Source organism: Microlunatus kandeliicorticis, assembly GCF_014137855.1.
GTDB classification, from domain to species: Bacteria; Actinomycetota; Actinomycetes; order Propionibacteriales; family Propionibacteriaceae; genus Microlunatus; species Microlunatus kandeliicorticis.
Genome location: NZ_JACGWT010000002.1, coordinates 294,738 through 311,970, shown reverse-complemented (window position 1 = coordinate 311,970; position 17,233 = coordinate 294,738). Strand labels below are relative to the sequence as shown.

The following is a 17,233-nucleotide window of genomic DNA, read 5'->3' as shown; positions in this document are numbered from 1 at the left end:
CCTCTCAGTACCGAAGGAGCCCGGGGTGCGTCAGTGCGGGAGCCACTGCGGCGGGATGGTGCTCATCTGAGCCTGCGAGGCGTTGCGCTGCGCGTTCTGCACCATCTGCTCGTCGCCGTGGACGTAGGCGGTGGTGGCCAGGGCCGCGCCGCTCAGGCAGGACTTGATCTGCTGGGCCATCGCCTCGAGGTCCTTGCCCTCGTAGGTGAAGAGTGCCTGCAGTGCGGGCACGATCGCCCCGCTGTTCCCGCACGCCGACGCGGCCGACTGGACGTAGCCGTCCAGCGGGGCCAGATCGGTCTGGAAGCCCTCGGCGGTGTTCGAGGTGGCGGTGAGCGTCTTGGAGACGCCCGCCGCGTTGATCCGGTATTTGCTCATGCTCGTCCCCCGGCCGGTCGCCCGAGGCGACCGGCCCTGCTGTCCTGCTGTCCGATGAGGTCTCTGATCGACAGCCGATCAGATGATGTTGGACACCGCCGTGCTGGCCTGCTTGAGCGCGGTCATCGCGGTCTCGTCGTTCTGCTGCAGCGACTGGCGCAGCTTCCGGATGATGTCGCGGACCTGCTGGGCCTTGGTGTGCCAGCGGACCTCCTTGGCGTGGTACTCCTCGGAGACCCCGGTCGCGAGGTAGTGCGCCATCGCGGCGCGGACCTGCTTGTCCCGCAGGTCGAGCAGCGCCTCGAGCTCGGCCGCCGCGGTGTTGAACAACTGCTGCGAATCAGCGGAGGACGCGGTGTTGTACGCCCGATCGCCGGCACCTGCAGCCACCATCATGAACTCCTTCGTCTCAGGTCGTGTGTTCTCGGGGATCGGGTCAGGCTGCGCCGCCGGCGCCGCCGAAGCGGGCCGCGTCGAAGTTGGCCGACCCCATCAGCGACCGCGTCTCGTCGGCCTGCTGCTGGACGCCGCGGGCGAACGCGCCGTCCATGCCGCCGACGCCCTGCAGCACCGAGGCCAGTGCGGCGTTGAGCCCGTTGGCGATCTCGTCGGTGTGGCCCTTGAACTCCATGAACGCGACCTTGCCCGCGCCCTGGAAGTCGTCCTGGATCGGATCGGCCGCCCGCGCCAGCTTGCGCACCTGAGCGCCCAGGTCCTGGCTCGAGTTCGCGGTCTGCTTGGTCAGCGTCGACAGCGTCTCGTCACCCATCACGTACCGCGCCACGTCGTCCCCTCTCGTCGACCCGGTGCCCCTGCACCGTGGTTCGGTCCGGCAGTTGTTGTGTCGTCCCTCTGTGTGTCGTACGGCGGGGGTTCCGCTCCGCGTGAACCAGCGCCGTCCAGCACGATAGAGGTGTCAGGGGGTCATGCCCCCCCGACGCAGGGAAAATTCTTCTCTCTATGTGGACACGTGCGTCAATCCCCGCCATCCGTGGGTGTCGCCGACGTCACAAGCGTCACCGCCGTCACGGCGGTCACCCCGTCGCGGCCGACCGGCTGAGCCGCGGAATCGTTAGAGTGCCGTCGGTCCGTCGCCCCCGGATCCGGACGCCGGCCCACCACGCCACACCAGTGGCCACACCCCGCAGCTACCCAGCCCAGCCAGCTCATCCAGCACCCAGCAGGCCGGTCCGATCCGCCGGCCAGAACCGCGAGGGAGGACGGTCGCCCGTGCCAGCAGCACTCGCCGGAGCGGCCAGCTGTCTCGTCTGCGGATCACCCGACCCCGCGGTCCGGACCCCGGCTCGCGCCGCTGACGCCGGCTCGGAGCAGGACGCCGAGCACTGCGACCGGTGTGGCTCACCCTGGTGGCCGGCGGCCGCCGTGGACTCGACGACCCGTGACGGGCTCGTCACCGACGGGCCGATCACCGGGGTGAGCCCGGCCGGGCTCGGCGCCCGGGTCGCGGCGGTGCTGATCGACCTCGTCGTCCCGCTCGCGCTGGCCACCGTGGCGGTGTGGCTGCTGGTCGGCGGGAGGCTCGCCGGTGTCGCGGTCGCCCTGGCCGCCGCACTCGTCCTCGTCGCCGTGGCGGTCGTGCTGCTGATGACCGGCCGCAGCCCCGGACGCGTCGTGCTCGGGCTCCGCACCGTCGACGACCTGACCGGGGCCCCTCTCGGGCTGCCGGGGCGCCGCCTCCCGGGCGGGCGCACACACCCGTTGACGGTGGACGTCCGGCACGGGCACGACCCGGCGCGGGGACTCCCGTCCCGCACCGGTCCGACCACCGGACCGGTGGTCTCGCCGGACTCACCCACCGACGTCGGACCGGACCGGCTGCTGCAGCCGGTGATCGACGTCTCGGTCCCTCCGAGCCGCGCCGCCGAAGCGTCCGCGAGCCTCGACGGCCCGGTCGGTCGACGCTCCGCCGGCGTCGTCGGTGCCGACGACCCCGACGACGGCGCGGCTCCCGGCGTCGGGGTGGTGCTGGAGAACGGCGAGCGCCACGACGTCCAGCGGGTGCTGTTCGTCGGTCGCAACCCGGTCGACCCCAACCCGGGACCGGGACGCGGGCTGCTGGCGCTGCCCGACCTGTCCCGCCGGGTCGCCAAGACCCACCTGATGCTCGAGTGGACCGGCACCGTGCTGTGGGTGACCGACCTCGAATCGGGCGGCGGCACCGCGATCGTGCTGCCCGACGGGTCCCGGGTGCCGCTGGCGCCGGGTGTCCGGTTCGCCGCCGGGATCGGTTCGGTGCTCGCCGTCGGCGGCCGGACGCTGCGGGTGGTGCCCGGTGTCTGAGCACCCGCCCGCCGGCGACGCGGCCGGTTCCGACCGATCCGATCGGCCGGAGCTGGAGCCGACGGACTTCCGCGACGTCCCGGTGACCGAGGTCGGCCACCCGTTGGCGGACCGGATCGGCCCGGAGCCCGCGGTGGGACCCGACCCGGACGACGCGCCGCGGACCGACCGGTTCGGCTGGGTGGTCACCGAGACCCGGAGCCGGATCGTCCGGCTCTCCCCGCTGCGGCTCAACTTCCTGGCGATGTGCCAGCGCGACCGTCGGGTCCCGGTGCTGGTCTCGGACGAGCTCAGCCGGCTCACGCTGCCCTTCACCCGGATCTGGCGGCTGGCCGGCGGCACCTGGGTGGTCCGCGAGGCCGACGGGGGCCTCCGCAACGGCTTCGACGGTCGACGGCTCGACCGGATCGAGGACGTCTGGTCCCGGCCGGCGCCGACCGGGATCGACGAGTTCGCCGTCGGCCACCTGCGTCCGGTGCGTACCGACGCGCTGCAGCTGACGGTGATCGTCGCGCTCCGGCACCCGGCCCGCAGCAGCACCCGGCTCGGGGTCGCCGCCACCCGGATCACCGAGGCCGTCCTCGGCCGACCGCCCGAGGCGTGGGGGCCGTCCGAGCCCGCCAGCGCGCCCTGGGATCCCGACGAGCTCACCGCCCTGGTCCGCGAGGAGATGCCCGGCGAGGCGAGCGTGGTGCTGGCCGGCGCCGGGGTCACCGGCACGCTCAGCGGCCAGCGGACCAGCAACGGCGTGGAAGAGCTGTTGCACCTGACCCTGGCGATCACCGACCCGACGCCGGACCGGATCGCCGCCGCCCGCGAGGCGCTCGACGCCGCGCTGCAGCACCTGGCGGAGACCGCGATGCCACTGATCGCGGTGGCGATGGCCCGGCCGGGCCCGGCCGACCTGCTGCTCGACCCCCGCCTGGCGCCGCCGCCCATCCCGCTGACCCTGCTGATCGGAGCGCCGGCGGTCCGCGGCTTCGCCCTCGACCCGGCACTGATGGCCGAGCGGTACGGCGCCCGCACCGTCGGACGACCACGGATCCCGGCGCTGCTCGTCGACCTCGGTGCGCTCGAGCCCGAGGCTTGGCTGCGGCTCGACGCGGTCCTTGGCGCCTTCCCGCGGGCCGAGCTCGACGAGGTCCTCGGCCTCGGGGTGGACGGCCTCCGCGCCGCCCAGGTCGAACGACCGGTCCCCGGGCCCGGAGCCCCCGACCTGACGCAAACCGACCGGACGGGAGGTGAGCCGGGTGCCCAACCGTGACCTGATCCTGCTCGAGACCGTCAAGACCCACCGCGCCCGGCTGGCTTCCGCGTTCGTCTACGGCGAGCTCGCCGAGCGGCGGGTGACCAACGACAACGTCCGCCGGCTGATCGGCGGGATCGTGCTGGCCGCGGTGGCCTGCGCGATCTGCGTCGGTTTCTCCTTCGTCTCCTCGCTGCTCGGCCAGCAGGCGCAGGCAGCCCGCGACCAGGCCGCCCAGGGCCCGGCCACCGGACCGGTGGCGGCCTCGGACACCTTCGACCGCCAGGTCGACACCGGCTGGGGAACCGCGGACCGTGGCGGCCGCTGGACGCTCCGTGGCCCGGCCGACGCCTACGCCGTCCGCGACGGTGCGGCCACCGTCCAGCTCTCCGGGACCGGCAGCGCCGACGTCCGGGGTGGCTACCTGCCCGCCGTGCTGACCGACCGCAGCGACCTGCAGCTGACGCTGCGCCGGACCACCGGCGCGGCCGACGGGACGGTCGCCGTCTCGGTGCTGGGCCGCCGCGTCAGCTCGACCCAGGACTACCGTGCGCTCGTCCAGCTGCGCCCGGACGGCTCGGTGGCGCTGGCGCTGCTCCGCGACTCCACCACGGCCCAGAACGGCGGCTCGTCCGAGGACCCGACCCTGCAGCTGTCCCCGACGGTGATCCTGTTCGGCGGCACCGCCCGCGCCGACCAGCAGCCGCAGACCCCGGTGACGGTCCGGATGCAGGCGGTCGGCACCGGCACCACGACGTTGCGGGTCAAGGTCTGGCAGGCCGGCGGCAGCGAGCCGGAGGACTGGAACCTGACCGCCAGCGACACCACCGCCGACCTGCAACGCCCGGGCTCGGTCGGGATCGACGCCGTCCGCACCGGGACCGACGCGACCGTCGGGCTGGCGATGACAGGGCTGATCGGGCGGGTGGCCCCGTGACGCCGTCGACGTGGACACCCGGGCTCGACGGGTCCGACCAGCCGCAGCCACCGAGGGAGCAGGGACGATGACCGACTTCACCCGGCTCACCGTGATCGGCAGCCGGAAGCGGGCCGAGCTCGTCGTCCCCGACGACGAGACGCTCGGCGGGCTGCTGCCGCGGCTGATGGAGCTGCTCGACGAGCCGTCCGGGCCGGTCGGACGCCCGCTGACCCTGGTGCGGGTCACCGGCGAGCAGGTCGAGGCCGGGCTCACCGCCGCCGAACAGCAGCTGGCCGACGGCGAGCAGCTGCGGCTGGTCCGCGCCGACGAGGCCCCGCCGCCACCCGAGGTGGCCGACGTGACCGATGTGGTCGGCGACACCTTCGCCGACCGTCGCGGTCGTTGGTCGGCCGGTTCGCGCTACGCGGTGGGCGCCGTCGTCATCGGCGCCGGCACCGCGGTCGCCGCGCTGTCCCGTCCCGTCCCGGTCGGGGTCCTGGTGCTCGTCGTCGCGGTGCTGGCGCTGGTCGCCGTGGCCGCCGGTCGGCTCGGCACCCTCCCGACTCCCACGGCGCCGACCGGCGCACCGGAGGGACGCCGTTGGCCGGTGATCGCGGCCACCGCGGCCGCGGCCGGGCTGTGCCTGCCGCTGGGGCGCGAGCTCGCTCGCGCGGTGACCGCGGGCGTCCCGGGCGACGCCGCGCTGGTCTGGCCGGTCCTGGCGGCCGCCCTGGTCTGGCTCGTGCTCGGCGCCGGCGTCGGCGGAGGGCTCGGACACCGACCGGCACTCCCGGCCGCGCTGCTCGGAGCCGGGCTGCTGGCCGTCCCGCTCGCGCTCGCCTCGGCCGGGCTGACCGTCGAGCACGCGGTCGCGGTGACCGGGGGCGTCGCGGTGGTCGCGCTCGGGCTGCTGCCCTGGTACGCGCTGACCAGCTCGGGGCTGACCGGACTCGACGACCAGGTGCTGGACGGTGCGCCCAGCCGGCGGTCCGACGCCGTCCGCACGGTCGACGACGCCTACGCCACCCTGTCCTGGTCGGCGGTCGCCGTCGCGCTGCCGCTGGCCGGGACCGCTGCGGTGCTGGTGGGCTCGCGCGACCGCTGGACGCTGGTGCTCGGGCTCGCCGTGGTCACCGTCACCGCTCTCCGCACCCGGGCGTTCCCGCTGACCGTCCAGCAGGTCCCGCTCTGTCTCGCCACCGCCACCGGCGCGGTCGTCGCGGTGCTGCGGCACCATCCGGCGTTCACCCCCGCCGAGCGGGCCGGGCTGCTGGTGCTGCTGGTGGTGGTCGTCGCGGTGGCGGCCGGTGTCCGGCCGGCCGCGCACCACCGGGCCCGGCTGCGCCGGTTCGGGAACCTCGTCGAGGCCCTCGCGGTGATCGCGCTGGTGCCGCTGGTGCTCGGGAGCTTCGGCGTGTTCGCCGACCTGCTCAGGGCGTTCCGGTGAACCGGGTGCTCGCCGGGCTCGCACCGGTCCTGCTCGGCGGCACCGCCGCCGCCCGACGACTCGGCACCGACGACACCCGGGTCCGGACGCCGCTGACCGTGAGTCGACGCATCGCCGTGGTGTCGGTGGGCGGCGGGACCGGGTGCACCACGACGGTGGCCGCGCTGGCCGGCCTGCTGGCCCGACGACGGCGCGGACCGGTGCTGGCGGTGGACGCGGCGGGTGGGCAGGCCGGGTTGCTGCGGCGGTGCGGATCGGAGGCCCCGGGCGAGCCCGACGTCGAGGCGGAACGCGAGGCGGCGGCGATCCGCCGGACCGCGCGGACCGCCGCCGACGCCCGGCAGGGGCTGGCCCGGAGCGTCTCCGGGTTGCACCTTCTCGACCTGACCGAGGCGGGTCGGGCGCGGGTGCCGGGGCAGGTCTGGGGCGCGCAGGTCGGGCCGGTCGCCCGCTTCTTCGACCTCGTCCTCACCGACTGGGGCACCCGCGACGCCGAGGAGAGCGCCACCCTCGCCGCGGAGAGCCACCTCACGGTGGTGGTCGGCCGCGCTGCACCGGCGTCGGCCGCCGCCGCGGCGACCCGTGCCCTCGAGCTGGCCGGGTCGGGGCCCGGTGAAAGCGTCCTGGTGCTGCTGGCCGACGTGGCCGGCACGGGGGCACCGACCGCGGCCGGTCTGCGGGCCGAGCTGCGGACCCGGCTGCCCGCCCGCCCGGAGCGGGTCGGGAACCCGGTCGCGCCCGACCGCGACGACGACCCGGTGCTGGTGCTGCCGTTCGACCGCGCCCTGGCCGGCGCGGAGGGTCTGGACAGCCGGAGGTCGTCGGCCCGGACCCGGGCCGCCCACCTCGCGGCCGCCGCCGCCGTGGTCGACCGGGTCGCCGGGCGGATCGTCCCGCCCGTGCGTCCCCCGGCGACGAGCTCGGCGACGACCCTGGCGACGACGGGCGCCGCCGCCGGCGCACCGGTCAGGGCCCGGCGGGGGGTGGTGTCGTGACCCACCGCCTGGTCCACAGGCCGACCCGGATCACCGAACCGGTTCCGCCCGCCGAGCCGACCACGGTCTCGGCGCCGCCGGCCATGACCGACGGGCAGGTCGGTGGAGCTGCGCTGCACACCCTGCTGCCGGTGCTCGGTGCGCTGTCGTCGGTGACGATGATCGTGGTGCTGCGGAACAGCAACCCGCTCTATCTGGTGATGGGCGCGGTGTTGCTGGTGGTGGCGTTGGTCGGCGGTCTGGGGTTCGCGCTCAGCTCGCGCGGGCAGGCGGCCCGGAGCCGACGCACCCAGCGCGAGCTCTACCTCGACTACCTGGAGCGCTTCCGCGCCGAGATGCGCGAGCGGACCCGCGCGGTCCGTGACCGGGCCAACGAGGTCGACCCCGACCCGGCGGCACTGCCCGAGCTGATCCGCGACCCGGGACGGCTGTGGGAGCGCCGGCGCGCGCACGAGGACTTCCTGCGGGTGCGGGTCGGTGTCGGCGACGTCCCCTGGTTCACCCTGACGGTGCCGCCCGCGGAGAACCCAGTCCGACCGCACGACCCGATCATGCTGGCCGAGACCGAGGCGGTGGCCGAGCACTACGCCACCGTGCTCGGGATGCCGGTGGCGGTCGGTCTCGACGGCGCCGGTGAGGTGGCGGTGATCGGCGACCGGGCCGGGGTGCTCGACTGCGCCCGCGCGATGGTGCTCCAGCTGGCCGCGCTGCACTCCCCCGACGACCTGCTGCTCGCCGCCGTCTTCGACTCCTCGGTGGCCGCCGACTGGCAGGGGTTCGACCTGCTCCCGCACGCCGTCGACCCCAAGCTCCGCGACGCCGGGGTGCCGGCCCGCCGGGTGGCCGGCAGCATGGCCGACCTGGCCCGGGTGATGGGCGGTGAGCTGGCCGACCGGGCGCAGACCGCGGCCGCCGCCAAACGCACCGTCGGCAACCTGTCCGCCGCCCCCATCCCCCGGCTGGTGGTGTTCTGCGACGACTGGGGTCACGTTGCCTCGAGCCTGCCGATCCCCGACGCCGACCTCGACCTGCCGGACCTGCAGATCACCACGGTTCACCTGCTCAGCGACCGGCTGCACGAGCCGTCGGACGTCCGGGTGCGGATCACGCTCGACCGGCCCGTCGGTGCCGCCCGCACCGCGACCGTCGCCGACAGCCGCCCGGTCGGTGAGGAGAAGCGGGTCCCCGAGCCGCAGAGCGTCACCCTCGACCGGCCCAGCCCCGAGCTGTTCGCCGCCGTTGCGCGGTCACTGGCGCCGTTGCGGCTCAGCCTCAGCGCCGCCGAGGAGACCGAGTCGACCGCCGGGATCGGGATCACCAGCCTGCTGGGGATCGAGCAGGTCGGCGAGGTCGGGCCCGCGCTGTGGGAGCAGAAGCGCTCCAGTCGCGACTTCCTCCGGGTCCCGATCGGCGTCGACGACTACGGCGCGCCGGTGCTGCTCGACCTCAAGGAGTCGGCCGAGCTCGGCATGGGCCCGCACGGCATCTGCATCGGCGCGACCGGCTCGGGCAAGTCGGAGATGCTCCGCACCCTGGTGCTCGCGCTCGCGCTGTCGCACCCGCCCGAGGACCTCAGCATGGTGCTGGTCGACTACAAGGGCGGGGCGGCGTTCGCGCCGTTCGCCGGCCTGCCGCACGTCGCCGGGATCATCGACAACCTGGCCGACGACCCCCAGCTGACCGCCCGGGCGCGGGCCAGCATCGCCGGTGAGGTGGTCCGCCGCCAGGAGCAGCTCCGCGACGCCGGCTCGGTGCCCTCGATCAGCCACTACCGCGAGCTGCGCGCCGAGCGGGCCCGGACCGGCGGCCCGGCGCTGCCGCCGATGCCGCACCTGTTCGTGGTGATCGACGAGTTCGGCGAGCTGCTGACCGCCGAGCCGGACTTCGTCGAGCTGCTGATCCAGATCGGCCGGATCGGCCGGTCGATCGGGGTGCACCTGCTGCTGTCGAGCCAGCGGATCGAGTCCGGCCGGCTCCGCGGCCTCGACACCTACCTCTCCTACCGGATCGGGCTGCGGACGTTCTCCGAGGCGGAGAGCAACGTCGTCCTCGACACCAAGGACGCCTTCTACCTGCCGGCCATCCCCGGCTACGGCTACCTCAAGGTCGACACCACCGTCTACCGCAGGTTCCGGTCGGGCTACGTGTCCGGACCGGCCACCGGGACCGACGAGCCGGTCGACCTCGACGACGACCGCGCCGAGCCGATGCTGCTGCCGACGTTCAACACCCTGCAGAGCGAGCACGCCGGCGCCGGGGACGAGCCCGGGGAGCTCGAGCTGACCGCGCCGACGGTCGGGCGTCCACTGGTCGAGGAGTGCGTCGACCGGCTGCAGACCGGCGCCGACCGCCAGGTCAGCCCGGTCTGGCTCCCACCGCTGCCCGACCGGCTGCCGCTGGCCCGGGTCATCAGCGACGAGCTCGCCGGCGCGCGGCAGCCGGGGCTGCGGGTCCCGATCGGGCTGATCGACAACCCGACCCGGCAGACCCAGGAGCCGTGGCTGCTCGACCTGTCCCGGGCCGGCGGCCACGTGGCGGTGATCGGCGCCCCGGGCACCGGGCGGTCGACCTTCCTGCGGACGGTGGCGGCCGGGCTGGCGCTCACCCACACCCCGCGCCAGGTCAGCATCTACGGGATGGACCTGACCGGCGGCGGGTTGCGCCGGATCGAGGGCTTCCCGCACGTCGGCGGAGTCGCCACCCGCGCGCACCCCGACCGGCTGCTCCGGCTGCTCGAGGAGCTCCGCGGGATGCTGGCCGCCCGGGAGCGGACGTTCCGCGACCGCGGGATCGACTCGCTGGCCGTGCTGAGGGCCCGGCACGCGGCCGGGCAGGTGCCCGAGCTGGTGGCCGCCGAGGTCGTGCTGCTGGTCGACGGCGTGTCCCTGCTGCGGACCGAGTTCGACGAGCTCGAGGAGCAGCTGTTCGAGCTGCTCCAGCGGGGCGGCAGCTTCGGGCTGCACGTGGTGCTCGGGCTGACCCGCTGGAACGACATCCGGATGACCCAGCAGCCGATGATCGGCACCCGGATCGAGCTGCGGCTCAACGACCCGGCCGACTCGACGGTCAGCCGCAAGCTCAACGCCGTCCTCCGCGCCGACCAGCCGGGCCGGGTGCTCACCGACGACAGCCTGTTCGGCCAGGTGGCGCTCCCGGTGCTCGACGACGTCCCCGACGACGACCTCGGCACCGCGCTCGAGGAGCTCGCCCGCCGGTCGGCGGAGAGCTGGCAGGGGCCGGCCGCGGCGCCGATCCGGCTGCTGCCCACCGATCTCGACCCCGCACTGCTGCCCGACGCGATGGACGAGCCGGACGCGGTGCCGTTCGGTCTGCGCCAGGACACCATGGAGCCGGCGCTGCTCGAGCTGGACGGCGGCGACCAGCACCTGCTGGTGTTCGGTGACACCGGGTCGGGCAAGACCACGGTGCTGCGGACGCTGGTCCGCGGGCTGCTCGAGCGCTACACCGCCGACGAGCTGGTGATCGCGGTGATGGACCTGCGCGGCGACGTCGCCGCCGAGGTGCCCGACGCCTATCTCGGCGGACACGCGACCACGGCCGGACTGGCCCGGGGACTGTCCACCGCGATCGCCACCGAGCTCCAGGGCCGGATGACCCCGGCCGGCGGCGAGGGCGGCACCCGCCCCGGGGTCGGGTCGGGACCGCGGATCGTGGTGGTCGCCGACGACTTCGACATCCTGGCCTCCGGCGGCAACGACCCGCTCGGCCCGCTGCTCCCGTTCCTGCCGTCGGCGCGCGACCTGCGGCTGCACGTGCTGCTGACCCGGCCGGTGGCCGGGGTCGGCCGGGCGATGTACGACGTCGGGCTGCAGACCCTCCGCGACACCGGCGGCAGCCTGCTGGTGCTCTCCGGCGAGCGCGGCGAGGGACAGATCGTGCCGGGGGTGTACGCCGAGCAGATGGTGCCCGGCCGCGGCCAGCTGGTGCGACGCGGGGAGCCGCGCCGGATCGTCCAGGTCGCGCACGCCCGGGCGGCCGCAGCCGGGGAGGACGACGGGCCGGTCGACGGCCGGGAAGGAGCCCACGGTGCCTCGTGAGATGTCGCTGACCTCCACCCGGCCGCTGACCCTGGAGACCCTGGTCGCCGCCGGCGCGGCGGTCGACGGGTCACTGGTGCCGCGGAGCCTGTTCGAGGGCTGGGCGCTCCAGCTGGTCCGCGCCGAACCCGGCGAGCCGGCAGTCGCCGTCCTCACCGTCGAGCTGTCCCGGCAGATCGCCGACCGCGGCGACCTGGAGCGGCTGACCGGGCCGGTGCCGATCCCCCTCGGGGCCGAGGTGTGGTTCACCGAGGCCACCGCCCCCTGGGGGCCCGCCGGCGAGACCGGCGTCGCGATCGTCCGGCAGCTCGGCGCACTGCTGGGGGCCCGGGTGATCGTGGAGGACGGGACGTGAGCGTCCTCGACCCGACCGGCGGAGGTCGGGCGATCCCGGACCCGCGCGCGGACTCGCTGCTGCGGCGGTGGCTGGTCGCCGGGACGGCCGGCGGTGTCGGCACCACCACGGTGACCGCCTTGCTGTTCGCCGCCGCACGCCAGCGGCTGGCCAGCGTCCCAGTGCTGCTCGACCACACCGGCGGGACGCTCGGCCCCCGGCTCGCCGACGGCGACCAGGCCGACGCGGTCGACCCGCGCTGGACCCTGCACGACCTCGGACCCCACGCCGCCGGCGCGGCCCTCGACGAGCTGGCCGACCCGCGGAGCGTGCTGGTGCTGGTCAGCGGCGCGAATCCCGCCGGGTGCGCGCTGGCCGCGGAGGCCCTCGACACGCTCCGGACCCGGACCGGGGACGCGACCGCCGAGCTCGACCGGGTGGTGCTGGTGCTGTCCGGCAGCTTCGGTCGGCACCGGACACCGCGGGAGACGGCGACCCTGGCCGCCACCCCGGGACTCCGCGGCCTGGTCACGCTGCCACCGGACCGGGCGCTCGCCGCGGGTGGGCGGGTCCCGCTCGCCCGGCTGGGCGCGCGGACCCGGCGCGGGGTCGACGCGGTGCTCGACCTGCTGGTCCACGAGCCCGGGCGCTGAGCCCGGCCGGGCGCTTCGACAGGCTCAGCGCACGGAACGAGAGCGCTTCGACAAGCTCAGCGCACGGGCAGGCTCAGCGCACGGAACAGGCCCGCACGGGTCGGGTCAGAGCTGGCCGGCGACCGCGGCGGCCGCGCGCAGGAAGGCCCGCTGGGTCACCGGGTTCAGCCGGTCGTAACGCAGCTGGCTGTCCCGGATGGCCCGGTCGTAGGGGATCGTCACCACGTTCTCCGGCGGCAGCAGCTGCTGGAAGCCGGCGGCGATGGTGCTCGCCGAGGCCTCGTCCTGATCGGCCTGGGAGACGATCACCACGGCCCGTTCGGCCAGCTCGCGGCCCTCGGCGTTCCGGTTGCGGAGCGCCTGGAGCAGCAGCAACGCGGCCTCCGCGTGGTCCGGGCGGGTGGTGGTCGGCACCACGATCTGGTCGGCGGCGTCGATCATGTTGAGCCAGGCGTAGGTCGACTCGTCGTTGCCGGAGTCCATGAAGATCAGCCGGTAGAACCGGTTGCAGACGGCGTGCAGGGCGAGGAACTGCTCGGTGGTCAGCCGCTGCTCGCGGGCCAGCAGCGACGGGTTCGACCGGAGCACGTCGTACTTGTCCTCCGGCTGGTGGTGGACGTAGTAGGCGAGCCGGCCGACCTGCGCATCGCGGTCCATCAGCTCCTCGGTGGCCGGGAGCAGGTCGAGCACGGTGCGGTCGTGGCCGCCGCTCGCGGTCCGCCAGCCCAGGGTGCCGCGGGTGTCGTTGTTGTCCCAGGCGATCACGCCACCGCCGCCGTACCGGGCGAACACGGCCGCCAGCAGCGCGGTGGTCGGGGTCTTGCCGCTGCCGCCCTTGCCGTTGACCACGGCGATCGTCTTGGGACCGGGCCAGTGCTTGCTCACCAGCGCCTGGTCGGCGGCCTCGGCCCGCTGGGCGGCCAGCAGGGCCGGGTCCGGCTCGTTCTTGCGGCCGAGGATCCGCGAGAAGAAGCCCTGCGGCGCCTGGGCGGTGGGCAGTTCGACCGGCTGCTCGGGCGGCAGGAACGAGACGGCGTGCCGCGGCTGCGGCTCGTCCGGCTGGGGCGGGCGGTCGCTATCCGCGCCCGGGACGGTGCCGGCGGCCCGGTAGGGAGCGGCCTGGTTCGGCGGGACGGGCGCGGCGGGCTGCTGCGGCGGCCACGGCCGACGGGCCGCGGCGCCGTAGCGCACGTCCCCCTCCGCGGCCGGGGTTGGCGCGGGCGCCTGCTGCGTCCACGGCTGCGGGGTCTGCTGGTCGTGCGGTTCGCTGCTGGGGGCCACGGGACCATCGTGGCGCTGCCCGACCGTGGGGTCGAATCCGTGCTCGGGGCCCGACGGGGCGGCCGGCTCGGCCCCCGGCGCCGGCGACTCGGGCTCGGCAGCCGGCGGCTGCGGTCGGACGTCGGCCGGCGACGTCTCCGCCGCCGGCTCGGGCTCGTTCGGCTCGGGCTCGAACGGCTCAGGCTCGAACGGCTCGGGCTCGAACGGCTCGGGGGCGGGCGGGTTGGGGATCGGCCGGTTCTGCGGCCGGCCGATCGGCTCGGAGTACTCGGTGCGCCGGGTGCCGTCCGGATCGACCGCGAGGTGCCAGCGGGTCCCGTTCTCCTCGATCGGGAAGCGCACGGTGCGGCGCTGCTCGACGGCGATCCGGGTGACCTCGACGAAGACCGCCTCGCGCACCTCGTCGACGGTGGCCGCGGTGATCGGGTGCCGGACGCCGTCGACGATCAGCTCCGCCTGCTGGCCGCGGACGGTCGCGGCGACGTCACGGACGAGGGCGGGTTCGGTCATGCGTTCGGTCCTCCGGATTCGCGACCCGGCGCGGCGCGGCCGGCGGGCTGTCCGCGGCCGCCGACCGGGTCATGGGTGGCGCTTGTCGCCGCCCATGATCCGCCAGCCGGGGTTCACCTGCCGCGCTGCCGGACGTCAGTTGTTGTGGTCGGCCTTCTCGCCGCCGGCCTCGAGCGAGTCACCGGCCGGCAGCTCCTTGTGACCACCGAACTGCTGCCGCATCGCCGACAGCACCTGGTTGGCGAAGTGGTCCTCGTCGCGGGAGGCGAACCGCTCGAACAGCGACGCCGCCAGCACCGGGGCCGGGACGCCGAGGTCGACGGCGGCCTTGACCGTCCAGCGACCCTCGCCGGAGTCCGAGACCCGGCCGGCGAGGCCGTCGAGGTTCGGGTTCTGCTGCAGCGCCGCGGCGGTCAGGTCGAGCAGCCACGAGCTGATCACCGAACCGCGGCGCCAGACCTCGGCGACCTTGGCGGTGTCGATGTCGAACTGGTAGTACTCCGGCTCCTCCATCGGCGCGACCTCGGCGGAGTGCTCGGCCTGCTTGGTGCCGGCGTCGGCGTTGTGGAGCACGTTGAGCCCCTCGGCGAACGCCGCCATCACGCCGTACTCGATGCCGTTGTGCACCATCTTGACGAAGTGGCCCGCGCCGGACGGCCCGCAGTGCAGATAGCCCTTCTCCTCCGGTGCCAGGTCACCGGTGCGGCCGGGCGTCCGCTCGACCTCGCCGGCTCCGGGGGCGATGGTCTGCAGCACCGGATCGATGATCCCGACGGCGTAGTCGTCGCCGCCGACCATCAGGCAGTAGCCGCGCTCGAGACCGAAGACGCCGCCGCTGGTGCCGATGTCGACGTAGTGGATGCCCTGCTCCTTGAGCTTGCGGGCGCGGCGGACGTCGTCGCGGTAGTTGGAGTTGCCGCCGTCGATGACGATGTCACCGTCCTCGAGCAGCTCGGCCACCTGGTCGACGACCTGCCCGGTGATCCCGGCCGGGATCATCACCCAGACCACCCGCGGGGTGGACAGCTTGCTGACGAAGTCCTGCAGCGAGTCCGCACCGGTGGCGCCCTCGTCGACCAGCGCCTTGACCGAGTCGGGGTTGTTGTCGAAGGCCACGCAGTCGTGCCCGTCGCGCATCAGCCGCCGGACGATGTTGGCGCCCATCCGACCCAGACCGATCATCCCCAGCTGCATCGCACCCACACCCTCACTCGTCGACGGCCCGCCGGGCCCGGTTGTCGGCTCCGATCTTGCCGCACCACATCCTCGGGTGAGCCCGCGGGCACCCGCAAGCAGCGGCGACCGTCCGGCTCAGCCAGGCAGCCGCATCAGCATGATGACGTGCCGGTAGTCGCCGACCGGGTCACCGTCGAGCTCGGCCAGCGGGGTCAGCAGACACGGCTTGCCGGGTGCGGTGAAGGCGAAGTTGACGAACGGCGCGTCGAGCACGCCGAGCGCGTCGAGCAGATAGCCGGGGTTGAAGCCCGCGGCGGTCATCGGCAGCGCACCGCCGTCGACCACCTCGACGGTGGCCTCCATGGCCTCGGTGGCCTGCGCCTGGTCACCGGTGGCGGCCTCGAGGGTGATCACCCCGTCGCCGATGGTCATCCGCAGCGAGGTGTTCCGCTCGGCGACCAGCGCCACCCGTCGCGCGGCGGCGATCAGCTCGGTGGTCGAGGTCCGCACGTTGAGCGCCGACTGCGTGTTCATGATGTGGCGGACCTTGGGGAACTCGCCGTCGAGCAACCGGGTGGTCGTCTGCCGGCGGCCGCCGGGACCGGTGCCCACGAAGCCGATGATCCCGTCGCCCGCGCCGCCGTTGCCGCCGCTGGCCAGGCTGATGGTCACCTCCTCGCCCGCGGTCATCGACTTGGCGGTGTCCGACAGCACCCGGGCCGGGACCAGGGCGGTCGCCGAGACGGTGGTGCTGTTCGGGTTCCAGGTCAGCTCCTTGAGCGCCATCCGGTAGCGGTCGGTGGCCAACAGCGACAACGTGTCGCCCTCGATCTCGACCCGGACCCCGGTGAAGACCGGGAGCAGCTCGTCCCGGCCGGCCGCGACGACGACCTGGGCGACCGCCTGGGCGAACTCGCTGCTGGCCACCGTCCCGGTGGCCTCGGGGACCGATGGCAGCGACGGGTAGTCGGCCACCGGGAGCGCCTGCAGGGTGAACCGCGCGCTCCCGCAGGTCAGCTCCATCCGGACGTCGTCGGAGACGATGTCGACCGGGCGGTTGGGCAGCGAACGGCAGATGTCGGCGAGCAGCCGCCCGGAGACCAGCGCGGTGCCGTCGTCGCTGACCTGACCCGCGACCTCGATCCGGGCCGAGGTCTCGTAGTCGAAGCTCGACAGCGTCACCCCGGACTCGTGCGCACGGACCAGCAGGCCGGCGAGGATCGGCACGCTCGGACGGGTGGGCAGGCTGCGGGCGGCCCACTGGACGGCCTCGGCCAGCACATCGCGTTCGAGTCGGATCTTCACACTGCCTCCACGGAGGTGTCGCGGCTTCGGGGCCCGTCGGGACGGCCGGGTCGGGACTGGTCGGCCTCTCGTCGCGGCGGTCGACGACCTGGAGGCCAGAGAGGCGTCGGCACCCGGCCGGGACGCCCGCTGATCATACCGACGCGCGCCGACCTGTCATCCGGTCCACGAGCCCGGCGGCGACCCGCAGTGTCAGAGCTGCCGTCGACACTGCACGACGTGGTGAGTGTCCAGCTCGATGCTCGACCCGGCGAAGCCCGACGTTGTGCACAACCGACCGCCCACCCTTCTTCGGCTCTTGGAGGGAATGTGTGATTCCTCATCTTCGTCATAGCGCCTGTGGAAGCTGGGGACAACGAGCGTTTCCCCTGGTCATCGCGGTGTACCGGGTGCGGACGACGGTGTGCGACAGCGAAAATCACACGGGGAGGATCTGTGTCCGAACTACACGTTCGCGCCCGACTGCGCCGCGTCCGTCCCCGGCCGGTCAACACCGGGTCGCGTGTCGTCCCCAGTTGTCCACAACGTTTTCCCCAGGTGTGGGTGACCGCTTTCGGACAGGTGAGGCTCTTAATACCGGGCTGTGCCGGGGGCGCCGGTGTCCGGTTCCGGCCATCGCAGTGGCACCGT

The 17,233-nt window shown here is 74.4% G+C and carries 14 protein-coding genes; 8 read left to right on the top strand and 6 right to left on the bottom strand.

Annotated features, from left to right (window positions below):
- Positions 1 to 30 precede the first annotated feature (30 nt).
- The 3 genes from FHX74_RS06195 to FHX74_RS06185 form a co-directional block, all read right to left on the bottom strand.
- Positions 31 to 378 carry a DUF6507 family protein gene (locus FHX74_RS06195; protein WP_182559236.1) on the bottom strand — a complete coding sequence of 116 codons (348 nt, stop codon included), beginning with the start codon at positions 376 to 378 and terminating at the stop codon, positions 31 to 33.
- 78 nt (positions 379 to 456) lie between these two features.
- Positions 457 to 771, bottom strand: a complete 315-nt coding sequence (locus FHX74_RS06190) for a hypothetical protein (protein WP_182559235.1) — start codon at positions 769 to 771, stop codon at positions 457 to 459.
- A 43-nt stretch (positions 772 to 814) separates the two neighbouring features.
- Positions 815 to 1,162: a hypothetical protein gene (locus FHX74_RS06185; protein WP_220483569.1), complete on the bottom strand. Its 348-nt coding sequence runs from the start codon at positions 1,160 to 1,162 to the stop codon at positions 815 to 817.
- Positions 1,163 to 1,608: 446 nt separating this feature from the next.
- Here FHX74_RS06185 and FHX74_RS06180 point away from each other — a divergent pair, with 446 nt between their 5' ends.
- The 8 genes from FHX74_RS06180 to FHX74_RS06145 all read left to right on the top strand — a co-directional run bounded on the left by FHX74_RS06180 (position 1,609) and on the right by FHX74_RS06145 (position 12,331).
- Positions 1,609 to 2,679, top strand: coding sequence for an RDD family protein (locus tag FHX74_RS06180; protein ID WP_182559234.1), 1,071 nt, complete (start codon positions 1,609 to 1,611; stop codon positions 2,677 to 2,679).
- A complete protein-coding gene (locus FHX74_RS06175) occupies positions 2,672 to 3,943 on the top strand; it encodes a DUF6177 family protein (RefSeq protein WP_182559233.1) in 1,272 nt (423 codons plus the stop codon). The genes FHX74_RS06180 and FHX74_RS06175 overlap by 8 nt, the downstream gene beginning before the upstream one ends.
- Entirely contained in the window at positions 3,930 to 4,862 is a 933-nt protein-coding gene (locus FHX74_RS06170; RefSeq protein WP_182559232.1) for a hypothetical protein, read from the top strand. Before FHX74_RS06175 ends, FHX74_RS06170 begins: the two co-directional genes overlap by 14 nt.
- Positions 4,863 to 4,929: 67 nt before the next feature.
- Complete coding sequence (locus tag FHX74_RS06165) at positions 4,930 to 6,291, top strand: EsaB/YukD family protein (protein WP_182559231.1); 1,362 nt, start codon at positions 4,930 to 4,932, stop codon at positions 6,289 to 6,291.
- Positions 6,288 to 7,286: a hypothetical protein gene (locus FHX74_RS06160; protein WP_182559230.1), complete on the top strand. Its 999-nt coding sequence runs from the start codon at positions 6,288 to 6,290 to the stop codon at positions 7,284 to 7,286. Before FHX74_RS06165 ends, FHX74_RS06160 begins: the two co-directional genes overlap by 4 nt.
- Entirely contained in the window at positions 7,283 to 11,344 is a 4,062-nt protein-coding gene (gene eccCa / locus FHX74_RS06155; RefSeq protein WP_182559229.1) for a type VII secretion protein EccCa, read from the top strand. Before FHX74_RS06160 ends, eccCa begins: the two co-directional genes overlap by 4 nt.
- Positions 11,334 to 11,699 (top strand): hypothetical protein, encoded by a 366-nt coding sequence (locus FHX74_RS06150; protein ID WP_182559228.1) that lies wholly within the window; start codon positions 11,334 to 11,336, stop codon positions 11,697 to 11,699. Before eccCa ends, FHX74_RS06150 begins: the two co-directional genes overlap by 11 nt.
- Positions 11,696 to 12,331 (top strand): hypothetical protein, encoded by a 636-nt coding sequence (locus FHX74_RS06145; protein WP_182559227.1) that lies wholly within the window; start codon positions 11,696 to 11,698, stop codon positions 12,329 to 12,331. The genes FHX74_RS06150 and FHX74_RS06145 overlap by 4 nt, the downstream gene beginning before the upstream one ends.
- A gap of 105 nt (positions 12,332 to 12,436) precedes the next feature.
- Here the strand turns inward: FHX74_RS06145 and FHX74_RS06140 are convergent, their stop codons facing one another.
- The 3 genes from FHX74_RS06140 to dnaN form a co-directional block, all read right to left on the bottom strand.
- On the bottom strand, positions 12,437 to 14,122 hold the full coding sequence (locus FHX74_RS06140) for a ParA family protein (RefSeq protein WP_182559226.1): 1,686 nt from the start codon (positions 14,120 to 14,122) through the stop codon (positions 12,437 to 12,439).
- A 135-nt stretch (positions 14,123 to 14,257) separates the two neighbouring features.
- Positions 14,258 to 15,316, bottom strand: coding sequence for a phosphogluconate dehydrogenase (NAD(+)-dependent, decarboxylating) (gene gnd, locus FHX74_RS06135; protein ID WP_182559754.1), 1,059 nt, complete (start codon positions 15,314 to 15,316; stop codon positions 14,258 to 14,260).
- A 117-nt stretch (positions 15,317 to 15,433) separates the two neighbouring features.
- On the bottom strand, positions 15,434 to 16,603 hold the full coding sequence (gene dnaN / locus FHX74_RS06130; protein WP_182559225.1) for a DNA polymerase III subunit beta: 1,170 nt from the start codon (positions 16,601 to 16,603) through the stop codon (positions 15,434 to 15,436).
- Between the last annotated feature and the right edge of the window lie 630 nt (positions 16,604 to 17,233).